We start from the raw sequence: 16,119 nt of genomic DNA on the forward strand, positions 1-16,119 counted from the left end.
ACATAAACAAAAAGGGCGGCGCGAGAACGCGCCGCCCTGTGTCGTTCAGGTCATCAAGCTTCAGGGGGGCGGCTGGCCATAGGTCGCGAAGAACGGCGCCAGGTGTTTCTCGTAGCGCTTCCACTGATCGATGGCGCGCGTGTTGATCGGCTGGCGAACCTGGCTGGCGCTGGTGGTGATGACTGCGCGTTCGGTCTGGTGGAAGGCGTCCAGCCCCTCCTGGAAGGGCAGGCCGCAGTGCTCCAGGATCCGCGCGATCCATGGCTGGGGATCGGCCACCAGCTCTTCGTAGGGCACGGTCAGGATTGCATCCGGGAACAGCTGGGACCAGTGTTCGTAGAGTCGGTCCTCGTCGGCCATGTGACGACCGATGTCCTCCAGCGACCAGCTCCAGGCCAGCCCGCCTGCGAAGTGGCTGCGGAAGCAGGACAGCGCCACGTCGCCGGGCGAGCGTCGCATCCAGATGAAGCGAGCGTTAGGCAGAACCTGGTGGATCACGCCCACGAAGCGGGTGTGGTTCAGAGTCTTGTCGACGACGCGGCCGGTCGGACCGAAGCGCTCATTCAACAGATGGAGATAGGCCGCGCCAAATCGAGCCCACGCCTCGGCGCCGTCGGGGCGGAAAGCCATGCGGGTAATGTCGGCGGGGGCGTAGCCGCCCAGCTCCGTCGTCGCGACCCGGAACAGGTTCAGCTCGCCGCCGTCGACCACGTCGGCGTGGCTGGCCAGGATCTGCTCGACCAGAGTGGTGCCCGAGCGGGGCATGCCCAGAACGAAGATCGCCCGGTCGCTGTCCACGCCCGTAGCCGGCAGCTTGGCCAGCGCATCGGCCGTGAAGCCGGCGATCACCTCGTCCACGAAACGTCGGGAGCCGGCGGCGTCGTGGGGCGCTCGGGCGCGCGCGAGGCGAGCGCCGCGCGCATAGGTCTCGAACGCTCGGTCAGTGTCGCCAAGGTCGTTATAAGCCTTGCCCAAGGCGTAGAGCAGGGCGCTGAGGGTCTGGTCGCCCAGATCGGTGGCCAGGCTCTCCATGGCGGCGATATCCGCATCGCCAGCCTCGAAGCGCTTGAGATCGGCGATCGTCAGCCAGCTGACCGCGGTCAGCTCCGGCTGCTCAGACAGCGCGATCGCCATCCGCAGGTGCTCCAGGGCCGACTCTGTCTGGCCAAGCTGCGCATAGCCCGTGCCGATCAGATGATGCAGGCGCGCGTCGGGACGGGGGGCGTTGGGCAAGAAGGCTTCCGTCGCCTTAATCGCCCCCGCCACGTGACCCAGTTGAGCCAGCATGGCCCCATAGGCCAGACGCCGCTCGGTGTCGTAGGGCTGCATAGCCACGTAACGTCGCATGGCCGTCCGGGCGGCGGAGACCTCGCCCAGGGTGGCGGCCAGCTTGGCGACGTCGCCCCAGCGGTCGTCCAGGTGCCCATCCTGTTCGGCGAGCTTGACGATGATGGCGGCGGCCCCGGCGCGGTCGTTTGCCGAGAGGCGACGTACGGCTTGGGCCAGCGGGTCGGCAGCGCTGAAATTCATGGACGTCTCGAGAAATCGGTTAGGAGAACGCAGACGGCGACCGCAGTGCATACGGTCGCCGTATCGTGCTTAGTTTAAACTTACCGCACCGGCGTGTCGGCCAGCACCGAGGCCCCGCCCGGCGCGGCGCGGAGGCGGGCCTTGGCCATCTCGTCAAGGATCGCCTGCGAGCGCGGATCGCCCATCACCCAGGCCGCGGCCGCCAGGGTGCGGGCCGAGGTCTCGCTGACGCCCAGGATCTTCTCGAAGGCCTCGAACGGCGACGGCGCGCCGTCCATGCGCTTGAGCCTGACGTCGTCCTTCAGCTTGGCCAGGGCCTTGGCCTTGTCGACCGCGTCGTAGAAGCCGCCCAGCTGGTCCACCAGGCCCAGGGCCTTGGCCTGCTCGCCCGTCCAGACGCGGCCTTTGGCGATCTCGCGCACGCGGGCCGGCGGCAGCTTGCGGCCCTCGGCCACGCGATTGATGAAGCCGGCATAGATGTGGTCCATCCAACCGGCGAACTTGGCGCGCTGGTCGGGCGTAAAGCCCTGACCCGCGGCGAAGGCCTCGGAATAGTCGCCGCCGACGTGCAGCGGGCGCGAATCCACGCCGAAGCGGGCCAGGGCGTCGCCCACCGCGAACTTGCCGCCATAGACGCCGATCGAGCCCGTCAGGGTCGAGGGCTGGGCGACGATCGAGTCGGCCGCGCTGCTGATCCAGTAGCCGCCGGAGGCCGCATAGGTGCCCATGCTGACCACGACGGGCTTGCCGGCCGCCTTGGCCGCCTTCACAGCCGCCAGGATCTGCTCCGAGGCGGTGTCCGAGCCGCCGGGCGAGGAGACGCGGAAGACGATCGCCTTGACGTCCTTGTCCTCCGTCGCAGTCTTGAAGGCCTGGGCGACCTCGTCGGAATAGACGTTGCTGTCGCCGCCGAACGGCGAGGCGCCGCCACCTGCGCCGGTAACGATCGCACCCTCGGCGCCGATCACGGCGATGGCCGGGCCGGTCTTGATCGTCGGCGGCTTGGAGCGCGAAGCATAGTCGCTGAAGTCTATCAGCTTGGCGTTCTTGCCGGCCTTTTCCAGCGCCAGGGCCTGGATGTCGCTGACTTGGCCGACCTTGTCGATCAGGCCCTTTTCCTGGGCCTCCTGGGCGCTGTAGGGCCCGCTCTCGAGGGTCTTGATCAGCTGGGCCGGCTCACGCTTGCGATCGACCGCGGCGTGGGTCAGGGCCGAGCTGTAGACCGAGCCCATCCACGACAGCGCCGACTCCCGGTGGGCCGGGGTGTAGTCGCTCTGCAGATAGGGGTTCACGGCGTTCTTGTACTCGTAGCGCTGCTCGTAGTCGGCCTTGACGCCGTACTTGTCGAAGAAGCGCTTCAGGAACATCGTCTCCGACGAGACGCCGACCGCCTGGAAGCTGGAGTCCGGCTGCATCCAGACCTCGCTGGCGGCCGCGCCGACCATGTAGGTCGAGGTGATAATGCCGGCCGGATAGAGGCCCTGGCTGTGGGCGTAGACCGGCTTCTTGCTGGTCTCGCGGAAATGCTTGAGGGCCAGGCGCAGTTCGTCGGCCGCCGCGGGGGCCATGCCGCTCTCGGGCAGGCGCACCAGGATCGCCTTGACCTTGTCGTCCTTCTCGGCGCGCCGCATCGTCTCGATGACCGACAGCACCGATGTGCCGCTGGAGCCGAAGGCCGCGAACGGGCTCTTGGGCGCCTGGTCGGTCAGGCCGCTGCGCAGGTCCAGCTGCAGCACCGCCTGGGCAGGCACCGGCGTCGGGCGCGCCGCGCCCGCGGCCATCACGATCAGCAGGAAGGGCACCCCGACCACGAACAGCAGAAGGCCGACGAACACGCCGGCGACGGTCAGGAAGAACTGCTTCATCGGAGAACCTGCTCTCGAAAATCAGCGACAAGCTAATCATGGTTCGCGTTGCGACCAAATGAAGAGCGCGCAATGCGGGAGCGTTCCCGCGACTCGAACGCAAAGCGCCGCTTTCGCGGCGCCCAGTGTTCTGTATTCTCTGAGATTTTTCCCGCTTCTGGTTAGCGGGGGAAAGTGGTCGGAGTGGCAGGATTTGAACCTGCGACCCCTGCGTCCCGAACGCAGTGCTCTACCAGACTGAGCCACACTCCGACTTGGAGGCCGGCCTTATAGGCAGGGGTTTCGGAGGACGCAAGCGCCTTTTTTCAGGTTCGTGTCAGGGGCTGAAAAAAGATCTGAAATGGCCTGTTGCATCCGTCCGAGTCGTGAGCTATCTCCACCGCCTCGCCGAGCCCTGACGGGTTTCGCCGTTCCTGCTGGGGAATGGTGTAATGGTAACACTGCGGTTTTTGGTACCGTCATTCTAGGTTCGAGTCCTAGTTCCCCAGCCACTTCTCTCCAAGCGATCAGAATTCGTTCGGGCCCCGCCGGGGGCTTGGCTTGGTCTGCGGATCCCCTGAATTCGACTGTGCTGACGGCTGCCTGAAATCCCTGGCTCCGCAAGGGATAGGCCAGGCCTGCCGCTCTTCCCGCAAAGTCGAACTGCGCCGTCGCCTAGTCGACGCATGAGTGTATAGCGGCGTTCGCGTTCAACGCTTACGTGCTGATCGAATTTCGATTCGCCGATCTCCGGTATTGGCGCGCTGTAAGCCTGTTGAGTCGGCAATCGAGTTCGCAGTTGCGAGATAGAGCGGCGTCGGATCGAACTGCGATGGGTCGACCGTGTCTGAAAACAAGATCATCGTCGCTATAGTTGACGCGAAATTTGCCTCGTTGACCGATCTCAATGACCGTCAATTGTTACGATATGTCACGAACCTGGAGAGTTTCTGACGTCGAACTACTTGTTTTTCTGATGAGAGGGTGTAACTCCGGACAAATAGGGGAATGGAGTTATGATCGTGGAAGACAAAGCGACCCTGATCGAGCTTACGGCTGAAATCGTCGCCAACTATGTGGCCAATAACTCTACGCCGGTGTCGGACCTGCCTGCGCTGATCCGCGCGACGCATGATGCGCTGGCGAACATCGGCGCTCCGCCCGCGCCGACCGTCGAGACGGTCAGCAAGGCGACGCCCGCCCAGATCCGCAAGAGCATCACTCCCGAAGCCCTGATCAGCTTCGAGGACGGCAAGCCCTACAAGACCCTGAAGCGCCACCTGACCACCCACGGCATGACCGTGGCCGAATACAAGGCCAAGTGGGGTCTGCCCAACGACTACCCGACCACGGCTCCGGCCTACAGCGAGGCGCGCTCGCAGATGGCCAAGGCTCTGGGGCTGGGCCAGGGCGGCCGCAAGACCAAGGCGCCGCGCAGCCGCAAGGGCTGATCGGCTCCAAGCCTTCGAAAATACGAGAAGGGGACGCTCTAGGGGGCGTCCCTTTTTTGTTGGGGATGAGTTGGCTCGCGGATCAGGCCGCGCCGGCCTGATCTTCGGCGGAGCTTTCCTCGACGCACAGCACACGGGCCAGGGTCTCAACCAGGCGCGGCACCTCCACCGGCTTGGCGACCAGAGCGTCCATGCCCGCATCGCTATAGAGTGTGCGTTCGTGGCTCAGGACGCTGGCGGTGACGGCGATGATCGGGGTGCGAGGGCGGCCGGTCTGGCGCTCACGCTCGCGGATCATGCGGCTGGCCTGGACGCCGTCCATGACCGGCATGTGGATGTCCATCAGGATCGCGTCCCAATGCCGGCGCTCCCACATCGCCACGGCGTCGTGACCGTCCACCGCGAACTGGCCCACCACGCCCAGATGGCCCAGCAGGGTCAGCAGCACGGCGCGGTTGGTCTGGTTGTCGTCCACGACCAGGATCTGCGGCGCGCCGGCCTCGCCCAGGTCGGGGCTGGCGATCTCGGGCAGCGGATCGTTGGTCGAGGCGACGCGGGGCAGGGGCACGCTGACGGTGAAGCGCGCGCCGCCTTCCCGGGGCGCGGAGAAGGCGATCGTGCCGCCCATCAGCTCGGTCAGGGTCTTGCTGATCGCCAGGCCCAGGCCCGAACCGCCGGCCTGGCGGGTGCTGGAGCTGTCCAGTTGGGCGAACTTGGTGAAGAGGCGCTCGCGCTGGCTCTCGGGGATGCCCGCGCCGGTGTCGGTCACATGGGCCGTCAGGTTGGTCTCATCACCCTCGATCAGCACCCGGACGCCGCCGAAATCGGTGAACTTGACAGCGTTGGAGATCAGGTTCGACAGCACCTGGCGCAGGCGCTCGGCGTCGCCCAGTCGCCAGCCGGCCGCGCTGGGAGCGATGTCCAGGCTGAAGGCCAGGTCCTTCTCGCGCGCCAGGCCGTCATAGAGCCGACGCAGGGCGTCCAGCTGGGCGCACAGGTCGAACGGTTCGGCGACGATCTCGACCTTTCCGGCCTCGATCTTGGAGATGTCCAGGATGGCGTTGATGACGCTCAGCAGCGACTTGCCGGAGGCGGTGATGGTCTCCAGGCGCAGGCGCTGGTCGGGCGTCAACTCGCTCGAGGCCATGATCTGGGCCATGCCCAGCACGCCGTTCAGCGGCGTGCGGATCTCGTGGCTCATGGTGGCCAGGAACTCGGTCTTGGCGCGGTTGGCGGTCTCGGCCGCAAGGGCCAGCTCCTGGGCTTCGGCCTGCAGACGGCGCTTGTTGGTCAGCTCACGCTGCAGTTCCTCGGTCAAGGCTTCGCTGGCCAGGCGCGCGCGCACTTCGCGGCCCATGGCGCCGCGCATCATGCTCGACATGCCGATGGCGGCGAAGGCTCCGGCCAGGCCGATGAACATGTACTGCGCCACCGGATCGCCTGGCGCGCGTCCCGCCATCCAGGCCAGGCTGCCGACGGACGCGGCGACGCTGGTCAAGGCGACGCGGCGGCTGGGCGCGGCGGTCGCGAAGACCACAGCCATCAGCACGAAATAAACCAGCTTGGCCGGTTCGAAGTGCAGCAGCTGGTAGGCTAGGGTGTTGCCCAGGAACAGGGCGTTCATGCCCAGCACCAACAGTTCCAGCCCAGGACCGGTCAGCCTCCCTTTGCCCAAGGCGAACCAACTGGCGAAGGCATAGAGGGCCGAGACCGCCGACAGGCCTTCCAGCACGGCGAAGGCCGCGCCGGTCTCGTAGTAGGGGTGGGAGAGGCTGATCAGGGCATAGTAAATCGCAGCCGCCATCAGGTAGCCGCGCGCGATCGGCACATAAGCGCGCATCAGCGCTACCTGCGCCGGCCGCGTTTCTTCTGTCCGTGACGTCGCCAAACCTGATCCCCAACTGGATATCGAGGCCGAGATCTAGCGCCTACTGGTTAAACTTTGCTTGGAACGCGGGTATTTCAGACGCCGCTGAGCCTCATTCCGGGGGCGTCAGGGGGCGTCTCGCCGCCGCCGTTCAACGGCCGCTGCATCCAGACCAAATCCACCCAGCGGCCGAACTTGTGGCCCATCGCCGGGAAAACGCCTTGCTTTTCAAAGCCCATGGCGGCGTGCAGGCCGATCGAGGCGGTGTTCTGGCTATCGCCGATCACCGCGCACATCTGCCGTAGGCCCAGGCCCTCGCAGGCTTCAATCAGCGCGCCCAGCAGCGCCTTGCCGACGCCCTTGCCCACCGCCTTGGGCGAGACATAGACGCTGTCCTCGACCGTATAGCGATAGGCCGCGCGCAGGCGGAACGGGCCGGCGTAGCAATAGCCGACCACCTCGCCGTCCAGTTCGGCCACCAGATAGGGCAGGCCGCGGTCCAGGAAGGCCGCGCGCCGGCGGCCCATTTCGGCCTCGTCCGGCGGGACCTCCTCGAACGTGCCAAAGCCGTTCAACACGTTCCAGGCATAGACGGCGGCGATCGCCGGCACGTCGGCGTCGGTCGACGCCCTGATCAGTAAGCTCACGCCTTGGTCCAACCCTTCTCGACCGCCCAGACGGCGAAGGCGTAGTCCAGGGCGATCTCCTTCAGGAAGTCAAAGCGTCCCGACGCGCCGCCGTGGCCGGCGTCCATATTGATCTTCAGCAGGACAGGATTGCCGCTGGTCGTGGCAGGTCGCAGCTTGGCGACCCACTTTTCCGGCTCCCAATAGGTGACGCGCGGGTCCGACAGGCCGCCGGTGGCCAGCACCGCCGGATAGGGCTTGGCCTCGATGTTGTCGTAGGGGCTGTAGCTGGCGATGTAGTCGTAGGCCGCCTTGTCCTCCAGCGGATTGCCCCATTCGGGCCACTCCGGCGGGGTCAGGGGCAGGGTGGTGTCGCTCATGGTGTTGACCACGTCGACGAACGGCACCGCCGCGATGATCCCGGAGAACAGGTCCGGGCGCATGTTGGTGATCGCGCCCATCAAGAGGCCGCCGGCCGAGCCGCCATAGGCCACGGTGTTGGCGGGCTTGCCGTAACCGGCCGCGTGCAGGTGCTCGGCGCAGGCGATGAAGTCGGTGAAGGTATTCTTCTTCTTGAACTTCTTGCCGTCCAGGAACCAGCCCCAGCCCTTTTCCGAGCCGCCGCGCGGGCAGGCCGTGGCCCAGATCCAGCCGCGATCGACAAGACTGAGGTTCCGGATCGAGAAGCTGGGCTCCATGGCGATGCCATAGCTGCCGTAGCCGTAGAGAAGCAGCGGGGCCGAGCCGTCTAGCTTGGTCCCCTTCTTCATCAGGATGAAGATCGGCACGTCCGTGCCGTCGCTGGCCTTGGCGTTCAGGCGCCGGGTCTCGTACTGGGCCGGATCGTGGCCCGAGGGGATTTCCTGGGTCTTGCGCAGGGTGCGGGTGCGCGCGGCCATGTCGTAGTCGAACCACTGCCGGGGCGTGGTCATCGAGTTGTAGACGAAGCGCAGGGTGTCGGTGTCGTACTCGTAGCCGCCTTCCAGGCTGAGCGCGTAGGCCTGCTCGTCGAAGGCTATGGCGTGCTCGGCGCCATCAGCGGCCGTGACGGTGACGCGGTTGAGGGCGTCGACCTTCTCAAGGCGCACGAACCACTTCTTGAACGCCATGGTCCCGGAGATCAGGCGGCCCGGCTTGTGGGCGACCCAGTCCTTCCAGTTGGCCTTGCCCGTCGCGGTCTCAGGCGTCGTGATCAGCTTCCAGTCGACCGCGCCGTCGGCGTTGGTGCGGATCACGAAGTGGTCGTTCCAGTGCTCGACCTCATAGCGCACGCCCACCTCGCGGGGGTGGAACACCACCGGCGCGGCGGTCGGGGTCGCGGCCGGGATGATCAGCGCCTCGCTGGTCTCCTGGTTGCCGCACGAGATGACGACGAACTTGTCCGAGCTGGTGACGCCGACACCGATGAAGAAACCTTCGTCGGGCTCGTCATAGATCAGCACGTCGTCCTTGGCCGTGCCCCTGGCCGGACGGCGATAGATCTTGGCCGGGCGGCCATTGTCGTCGCGGAACGTCCAGAACAGCCACTGGCTGTCGGGCGAGAAGCAGAAATCGCCGGTCGAGCTTTCCACCGGGCTTTCCAGCACCGCGCCGCTGGCCAGGTCCTTGACGTGCACGCGGTAGACTTCCGAGCCCTGCTCGTCGACGGCATAGGCATAGAGTTTGTGGTCGGGCGAGTGGCCGGCCGCGCCGACCTGATAGAAGGCCTTGCCCTTCGACTCCTTTTCCTCGTCCAGCAGCACCGTCTCGGCGCTGCCGTTACGCGGCTTGCGGGCGTGAATCGGGTGCTGCGCGCCCTTGTCGTAGCGGGTGTAATATTCAAAGGCGCCGTCGGGGGCGGGCACCGAGGCGTCGTCCTCCTTGATGCGTCCCTTCATTTCCGCAAATATTTTGGCCTGCAGCGCCTCGGTCGAGGCCAGCATCGCCTTCGTGTACGCATTTTCTTCGGTCAAGTGTGCCTTGACGTCAGCCTTGATCAGGCTGGGGTCGCGCAGGACCTTTTGCCAGTTGTCGTCCTTCATCCAGGCATAGTCGTCGACACGCGTGCGGCCCAACTGCTCGATGGTCTTGGCGACCTTCTTGGCGACCGGCGGCTGGGGGCGTGCGGCGTCTGAAGACATGGGAGATCCGAAAGCTGTTCCAGGGAGGACTGTGGAGGCAGACGTAAGCGTCGCGGCGGCGCTCGTCATCATTTGGCGGCGGTTCATGCGCAAATTTCCCCCGATCGGACACAACGCGCGACTGCGTCAGAACGACAACTTGCGATGCGAGATTCCTGTGGTCAAATTCACTCACGCGTCGGGCGCGTCACTTTAGTAAGCGTAACAAGGGGGCGACATGGTCTGGGATCTTTCCGTCGACCTGATCAAGGCGACGGTCCAACTCGAGCAGCCGTTAGGCGACGGTTCGCGCACCGTCGGCACGGGTTTCCTGATTTCCGATCCGACCCCGGACGGCAAGCCGCGCACCATTCTGATCACCGCCGCGCACGTCTTCGAAAAGATGCCGTCGATGTCGGCCAAGATCGGCTACCGCATCCAAGGCTCGGAAGGCGCCTGGCGATATGATCCCGAGACCCTGAAGATCCGCGACGGCGACCATCCCCTGTGGGTCAAGCACCCCAGCCGCGACGTCGCGGCCATGGTGGTTGAGGCCCCGCCGGAGTTCGTCAAGGCGGCGATCCCGATCAATTACCTGGCCCAGGACGACACCTTCAACCAGTACAACCTGGGTCCGGGCGACGAGATGATGGCCCTGGGCTTCCCGCGCGGCCTGGCCGCCAACCCGGCCGGCTTTCCGATCCTGCGTTCGGGCCGCGTGGCCAGCTATCCTCTGGCCCCGGCGACCAGCTTCCCGACCTTCCTGATGGACTTTGCTGTGTTCCCCGGCAATTCGGGCGGCCCGGTGTTCATGGCCCAGGGCGCGCGTCGTCGTCCGGGCGGCAGCGAAAGCCAGGAGGTCCAGTTCGTGGCGGGCCTGTTGACCCAGCAGGTCGAGCTCTCGGGCGAGCGCCTGGAAATCGGCATCGTCACTCACGCCAAGTTCATCCGCGAGACCCTGGCCATCCTGGACAAGCTTCCGGGCGCGACCATCACCCAGGCGCGGGCCGCCAAGCCCGAACCGATCATGCCGGGCGCGACCCCGGCGGCGGCGGTCTCGGCCATGGCGATGGGCGCGTCACACTAAGCTCTGCTGGAGGAACAAGTTTCCGACCCGGCCCGTTTCTTCTGCAACGCAATATCGCGCAGCAAACAGGAGCGAGAGCCATGAGCACCAATCGTGTCGAAGGCGCTATCGATAAGGGCGTGGGCGCCGTGAAGGAAGCCGCCGGCAAGGCCACGGGCAACGAACGCCTGGAAGCCGAAGGCGCTGTCCAGAAGGCCAAGGGCGACGTTCAGAACAAGGTCGGCAAGGCCCAGGACAAGATCGGCGACGCGATCAAGCACTGAACACCCGCCTACGACTAAACGAAGCGGCCGCCGGAGCGATCCGGCGGCCGTTTTGCGTTTCTATTCATCCGTCTCCCTATTCGCCGGTTTCATTGACGAAGATGAAGACCGTCTTGCCGCGCGACAGTGGCTCCCAGCCGGCCTCGATGGCCGAGGCGATCGCCTTGGCGATCAGGCGCTGCGGGATCTGCGAGGGCTTCAGCTGCGGTGCGTTGAACTTCGGGCGCGGACCGGGCGGAAACTCGATCACGACCTCGCGCTGGCCTTCCTTGTGGTGGACGCTGATCGCCTTGCCATGCCGCTCCGACGGGTCGTGCGACCACTGGGGCTGACGGTGGAGGTGCCAGACATAGAGGTCGCCATCGACCTCGATCTCGAATTCCGGAGCGAGTTTGTTGCTTGCCATGGCGCGGTGTTAACGCGACGAGCGCGTTCAGGCCACCCCGGCGTGCCTCACGCCTCTTCGTAGGTCGCCGCGTAGTCGACCGGGAAGTTCACCGAACGGGCGATGAAACAGACCTTGTGGATCTCGTGGTGGATCGCGTCGGCCTTGACCAGGTCCGCGCCGCGCTCGACGATGATGTGCGGCTTCAAGGTGGCGCGGACGAAGTGACCGGCGCCGTCGGGCGTGCTCTCGCCGACCCCGATCGGCTGGTCGCGATAGCCGCGCACCACGATGCCGGCGCTGCTGGCCAGGTGCAGGTACCACAGCATGTGGCAGGCGCTGAGCGATGCGATCAGCAGGTCCTCGGGATTGTGCAGGGTCGGGTCGCCGCCCAGCAGCGGGTCGTTGGAGCAGGCGACCGGCGGCTTGCCCGGCGTGGCGATGGTCCAGGTGCGGTCATAGCCGCGATAGGTCCGCGTGCCGTCGCCGCGGTCGCCGGTCCACTCGATTAGACTGGTATAGTCGTGCTGCTTGGCCATCAGCGGTCCTCAGGGGCGACGTTCTTCAGCCGCGCGGTCATGGCGGCGATATCCTCGCGGCTCCAGCGGCTGTGTTTGCGCGTCGCGCTCGCCGGATGGAAGCCCAAGCCCAGTGAAATGTCCGGATGGCGATAGGCCTGCCGCGGCCGGATTGGGCGCGGTGTCAGGCCGCCGCCGCAGGTCGGGCAGACATTCTCCAGCACCGCGTCGGCGCAGGGCGCGCAATAGGTGCATTCGTAGCTGCAGATCCGCGCGCTCGTGGCGTCGGGCGCCAGGTCGCGGTCGCAAAGTTCACAGTTGGGACGCAGGTCGAGCATGCAAAACCCCTGGCGGTAGGTCCGCTCGCTAACGCAAGCCGCCGCCAGGGGAAATGACGTAGATCCCTCGATTTCAGCCGGACTTTAGGCCCCGTAGATCACCGAGATCGTTTCGGCCACGCAGGCCGGACGTTCTTCGCCCTCGATCTCGATGGTGCATTCATTCTTCATCTGCAGGCCGCCCGACTTGGGCTCGGCGGCGAGCAGCTTCTGGCGCATGCGCACCCGCTTGCCAACCCGCACCATGCCGGTGAAGCGGACCTTGTCGCAGCCATAGTTGATGCCGCGCGTGACGCCGGTGACGCGCAGGATGTCCGCGCCCAGCATCGGGATCAGCGACAGGGTCAGATAGCCGTGAGCGATCGGGCCGCCGATCTCCTTGGTGGCGCGCTCGACGTCGACATGGATCCATTGATGGTCGCCGGTGGCCTCGGCGAACTGGTTCACGCGCTCCTGGCTGACCTCGACCCAGTCGGACACGCCGATCTCCTGGCCGACCAGCGACGCGACGTCGGCGTAGGCGACTTCCTTCATGGTGTTATCTCCCTCGAACAGTTGTTTGGATAGTGACCAGCCCAAGGGAGGAAGGTCAACCGGGGACGGCGCGCCTCAGACGATCCGGCTCTCGCCCTTGCCCCAGTAGGCGTCGCGGATCAGGCGTTTGTAGAGCTTGCCGGTGGGGTGACGGGGCAGCTCGGCCATGAAGTCGATGCGGCGCGGGGACTTCACGTGGCTGAGATTGGCGCGGGCGAAGGCCATCAGTTCGGCGGCCAGCTCGTCGTGGTCGCCGGTCCAGGCCAGGGGCTGGATCACCGCCACCACCTGCTCGCCCATCTCCTCGTGCGGCGCGCCGACCACGGCGGCGTCGGCGACCTTGGGGTGGGTGATCAGCAGGTTCTCGATCTCCTGCGGATAGATGTTCACCCCGCCGGAGATGATCATGAAGCTCTTGCGGTCGGTCAGGTAGAGGTAGCCTTCCTCGTCGACCCAGCCCACGTCGCCCAGCGTCGTCCAGCCGTGCTGATTGTAGCTCTCGGCCGTCTTGTCGGGGGCGTTGTGGTAGTTCACCGCCGGCCCGTTGGCGAAATAGACCGTGCCCTCGGTGCGCGGCGGCAGGGCGTCGCCGCTCTCGTCGCAGATGCGCAGCTCGCCCAGCACGGCCTGGCCGACGCTGCCCTTGTGGGCCAGCCAGTTCTCGGAATTGATCCAGCAGAAGCCGTTGCCCTCGGTGCCGGCGTAGTATTCGAAGATCACCGGCCCCCACCAGGCGATCATCTGTTCCTTGACCGGGATGGGGCAGGGCGCGGCGGCGTGCACCGCCGACTTCATGCTGGAGACGTCGTATTTCGCCCGAACTGCCTCCGGCAGTTTAAGCATCCGCACGAAGTGGGTCGGGACGAACTGGCCGCAGTTGACCTTGTGCTGCTCGATCAGGGCCAGGGCCGCTTCCGGCTCGAACTTTTCCATCACGATGACCGTGCCGCCCAGCTTGTGGACGGTCATGCACCAGCGCAGCGGGGCGGCGTGATAGAGCGGGGCAGGCGAGATGTAGACGCTGTCGCCCGAGAAGCCGAACAGCCCCTGCGCCATCATCTGCAGGGCGTGCGGGGCGTCGATCGGCCCGCCGCTGAGGGCCGGCTTGACCCCCTTGGGGCGGCCGGTCGTGCCCGACGAATAGAGCATGTCCGAGCCGGCGGTCTCGTCGGCGACGGGCGTGGTCGGGCAGCCGGCGCGGGCCTCTTCCAGTCCTGCATAAGGACCGTGCGGACCGCCGACGGCGAACAGGGCCAGATCCGGGACCAGGGCGGCGATCTCGTCGATCAGAGGACCCATGGCGGTGGAGGTGATGAACACCCTGGCCCCGCAATCCTGCAGGATGTACTCGGCCTCGCTGGCCGTCAGCTTGGTCGAGATGCAGACGAAATAGAGCCCGGCGCGCTGGGCCGCCCAGGCGACCTCGAAGAAGCGGGCGTTGTTCTCCATCAGGATGGCGATGACGTCGCCGGTCGTCAGGCCCAGCGACCGGAACAGGTGTGCGCCCTGGTTCGAGCGGGCGTCCAGCTGGGCGTAGCTCACGACCTCGCCGGAGCCGGCCATGATGTAGGCCGGCTTGTCGGCCTGGCTCTGGGCGTGGAGGTAGGGGTGCATGTCCGGGACCTCTTTTTGAACTGTCATCCCGGACGGCCAAAGGCCGAGCCGGGACCGCAGGAAGCTCTGAGTTTGCTGCGGTCCCGGCTCTCCGCTTCGCTGCGGCCGGGATGACAGCTTGGGTTAGGCGGCTACCGCTTGCTTGGCCGCTTCGCGGATCATGTCGCTGGCCTTTTCGGCGATCATGATCGTGGGGGCGTTGGTGTTGCCGGAAACCAGGCGGGGCATGACCGAGGCGTCGACGACCCGCAGACCTTCCAACCCACGAACGCGCAATTGCGCGTCCACGACGGCCATCGGCCCCTGACCCATCTGGCAGGTGCCGACCGGGTGATAGATGGTCGAGCCGCTGAGCCGCGCGAAGTCCAGCAGCTGCTCGTCGGTGCGGACCTCGCCGCCCGGGTTCATTTCGCTGTCGATGTAGGGGGCCAGGGCCGGGGCCTCGCCGATCTTGCGGCCCCACTTCAGGCCCGCCACCGCCACCTCCTGGTCCAGCGGATCGGCCAGGTAGTTGGCGAAGATCGCTGGGTAGACCGACGGATCGGCCGACCTGATACGGATGTGGCCGCGGCTCTCGGGACGCAGCTGGCACGGGGCGATGGTCAGGCCGGGCGCGGCCTCCAGCTCCATCTTCTGCTCGTTGACCAGCTTCTCCAGGTCCATGGTCGCGGGCAGGATGTGGAACTGGATATCTGGTCCGGCCAGATCCGGACGAGACTTGCAGAAGGCGGCGATGTGTGCGGCCGATAGGGTCAGCAGGCCCTTGCGCTGGAAGAGGTAGCGCAGCGCCTCGCCGGCCAGGCGGCCGCCCTTGGATAGCTCGTTGACCGAGACGACGCCGGGCTTGAGCCGATATCGCACGCTCATCACGTAGTGGTCCTGCAGGTTCTCGCCGACGCCGGGCAGGTCGGCGACGAGCGGAATGCCGTGCTGGGCCAGCAGCTCGGCCGGACCCACGCCCGACAGCTGCAGCAGTTGTGGCGAGTTGATCGCCCCGCCGGCCAGGATCACTTCCGCGCGGGCCTTGGCGACGCGCTTGACGCCGTTCTGGGTGAATTCGACACCGACGGCGCGCTTGCCCTCGAACAAGACCTTGCCGGCCAGGGCGTTGGTCTCGACCTTCAGGTTCGGACGGTTCATGGCCGGGTGCAGATAGGCCACCGCCGCCGAGCAGCGTTGGCCGTTCTTGACCGTCAGCTGGTAGTAGGTCGCGCCCTCCTGGGCCGAGCCGTTGACGTCGTCGTTGCGCGGGATGCCGGCCTGGGCGCAGGCCTCGACCACGGCGTCGGAGACGGGATGCTTGGTGGTGACATCCGAGACGTTCAGCGGTCCGCCCGTCGCGTGCCAGTCGCAGCCGCCGCGCTCCTGGTGCTCGGCGCGGCGGAAGTAGGGGGCGACGTCGTCCCAGGCCCAGCCTTCGCAGCCCAGCTGCCGCCAGCCGTCATAGTCGGCGTGCTGGCCGCGGATGTAGAGCAGGCCGTTGATCGAGGACGAGCCGCCCAGCACCTTGCCGCGCGGCCACACATGGGTGCGGCCACCCGTGCCGGGGTCGGGCTCGGTCTGGTACAGCCAGTTGACCTTGGGATCCTTCAGCGTCGACGAATAGCCGACCGGAATGTGGATCATCATGTTCGAGGCGAACTGGGAGAGGTTCTTGGTGGGGCGATCGTCGCCGCCGGCCTCCAGCAGCACGACCTTGAACTTCCCGCCCTCGGACAGGCGCGCCGCCAGCACGCAGCCGGCCGAGCCTGCGCCCACGATCACGTAGTCGGCCTCGATGATCCCGGTCATCGCTTCTCTCCCTTTGCCGTCCGCGTGTCTCCGCGTGATCGGCGTTCAGTTGAGAGCATGAACCCAGCTTTTGCGATCGTGCAAGTTGCCGTCGCGGCGCCGTTGGCGGGGCAGGGGGCTTGTCTATCGTTGGGTCAAGGAACGACGTTCGTGAAAAGCGCGGGAGGAACGC

At 66.2% G+C, this 16,119-nt stretch carries 13 protein-coding genes, 2 tRNA genes and 1 pseudogene; 4 read left to right on the plus strand and 12 right to left on the minus strand.

The genetic code is table 11. From position 1 onward, the window contains the following. Positions 1 to 60: 60 nt before the first annotated feature. The 3 genes from ABDW31_RS19670 to ABDW31_RS19680 form a co-directional block, all read right to left on the minus strand. Positions 61 to 1,530, minus strand: coding sequence for a sulfotransferase (locus ABDW31_RS19670; protein ID WP_184721905.1), 1,470 nt, complete (start codon positions 1,528 to 1,530; stop codon positions 61 to 63). 80 nt (positions 1,531 to 1,610) lie between these two features. After that, complete coding sequence (gene sppA / locus ABDW31_RS19675) at positions 1,611 to 3,395, minus strand: signal peptide peptidase SppA (RefSeq protein WP_184721902.1); 1,785 nt, start codon at positions 3,393 to 3,395, stop codon at positions 1,611 to 1,613. A 175-nt stretch (positions 3,396 to 3,570) separates the two neighbouring features. Continuing rightward, a tRNA-Pro gene (locus ABDW31_RS19680) sits at positions 3,571 to 3,647 on the minus strand. Positions 3,648 to 3,812: 165 nt separating this feature from the next. Between ABDW31_RS19680 and ABDW31_RS19685 the strand changes: the two genes are divergently transcribed. Both ABDW31_RS19685 and ABDW31_RS19690 read left to right on the plus strand, forming a co-directional pair. After that, positions 3,813 to 3,886, plus strand: a tRNA-Gln gene (locus tag ABDW31_RS19685). A 510-nt stretch (positions 3,887 to 4,396) separates the two neighbouring features. Beyond that, positions 4,397 to 4,825 (plus strand): MucR family transcriptional regulator, encoded by a 429-nt coding sequence (locus ABDW31_RS19690; RefSeq protein WP_184721899.1) that lies wholly within the window; start codon positions 4,397 to 4,399, stop codon positions 4,823 to 4,825. Positions 4,826 to 4,907: 82 nt separating this feature from the next. Here the strand turns inward: ABDW31_RS19690 and ABDW31_RS19695 are convergent, their stop codons facing one another. The 3 genes from ABDW31_RS19695 to ABDW31_RS19705 all read right to left on the minus strand — a co-directional run bounded on the left by ABDW31_RS19695 (position 4,908) and on the right by ABDW31_RS19705 (position 9,525). Further along, a complete protein-coding gene (locus tag ABDW31_RS19695; protein ID WP_184721896.1) occupies positions 4,908 to 6,665 on the minus strand; it encodes an ATP-binding protein in 1,758 nt (585 codons plus the stop codon). Between the two features lie 122 nt (positions 6,666 to 6,787). Continuing rightward, a complete protein-coding gene (locus tag ABDW31_RS19700; protein ID WP_184721893.1) occupies positions 6,788 to 7,339 on the minus strand; it encodes a GNAT family N-acetyltransferase in 552 nt (183 codons plus the stop codon). Then, a complete protein-coding gene (locus tag ABDW31_RS19705) occupies positions 7,336 to 9,525 on the minus strand; it encodes a S9 family peptidase (protein WP_184721890.1) in 2,190 nt (729 codons plus the stop codon). Before ABDW31_RS19705 ends, ABDW31_RS19700 begins: the two co-directional genes overlap by 4 nt. Before the next feature lie 130 nt (positions 9,526 to 9,655). Between ABDW31_RS19705 and ABDW31_RS19710 the strand changes: the two genes are divergently transcribed. Both ABDW31_RS19710 and ABDW31_RS19715 read left to right on the plus strand, forming a co-directional pair. Continuing rightward, complete coding sequence (locus ABDW31_RS19710; RefSeq protein ID WP_184721887.1) at positions 9,656 to 10,504, plus strand: serine protease; 849 nt, start codon at positions 9,656 to 9,658, stop codon at positions 10,502 to 10,504. 80 nt (positions 10,505 to 10,584) lie between these two features. Beyond that, positions 10,585 to 10,778: pseudogene (locus ABDW31_RS19715) on the plus strand (CsbD family protein); the annotation flags it as partial. 65 nt (positions 10,779 to 10,843) lie between these two features. Here the strand turns inward: ABDW31_RS19715 and ABDW31_RS19720 are convergent. From ABDW31_RS19720 to ABDW31_RS19745, 6 genes are all read right to left on the minus strand, one after another. Next, the gene (locus ABDW31_RS19720) at positions 10,844 to 11,173 is read right to left on the minus strand and encodes a hypothetical protein (RefSeq protein ID WP_184721880.1); all 330 of its coding nucleotides are present in this window, start codon (positions 11,171 to 11,173) and stop codon (positions 10,844 to 10,846) included. A 47-nt stretch (positions 11,174 to 11,220) separates the two neighbouring features. After that, positions 11,221 to 11,691 (minus strand): OsmC family protein, encoded by a 471-nt coding sequence (locus ABDW31_RS19725; RefSeq protein WP_184721877.1) that lies wholly within the window; start codon positions 11,689 to 11,691, stop codon positions 11,221 to 11,223. After that, positions 11,691 to 12,008, minus strand: a complete 318-nt coding sequence (locus ABDW31_RS19730) for a DUF1272 domain-containing protein (RefSeq protein WP_184721874.1) — start codon at positions 12,006 to 12,008, stop codon at positions 11,691 to 11,693. The genes ABDW31_RS19725 and ABDW31_RS19730 overlap by 1 nt, the downstream gene beginning before the upstream one ends. Before the next feature lie 84 nt (positions 12,009 to 12,092). Further along, positions 12,093 to 12,542: a MaoC family dehydratase gene (locus tag ABDW31_RS19735; RefSeq protein ID WP_184721871.1), complete on the minus strand. Its 450-nt coding sequence runs from the start codon at positions 12,540 to 12,542 to the stop codon at positions 12,093 to 12,095. 75 nt (positions 12,543 to 12,617) lie between these two features. Further along, complete coding sequence (locus tag ABDW31_RS19740; protein ID WP_184721868.1) at positions 12,618 to 14,156, minus strand: acyl-CoA synthetase; 1,539 nt, start codon at positions 14,154 to 14,156, stop codon at positions 12,618 to 12,620. Between the two features lie 123 nt (positions 14,157 to 14,279). Then, entirely contained in the window at positions 14,280 to 15,947 is a 1,668-nt protein-coding gene (locus ABDW31_RS19745) for a choline dehydrogenase (RefSeq protein ID WP_184721865.1), read from the minus strand. Positions 15,948 to 16,119: the final 172 nt, after the last annotated feature.

It is taken from the genome of Caulobacter sp., from assembly GCF_039596335.1.
Taxonomy (GTDB): domain Bacteria; phylum Pseudomonadota; class Alphaproteobacteria; order Caulobacterales; family Caulobacteraceae; genus Caulobacter.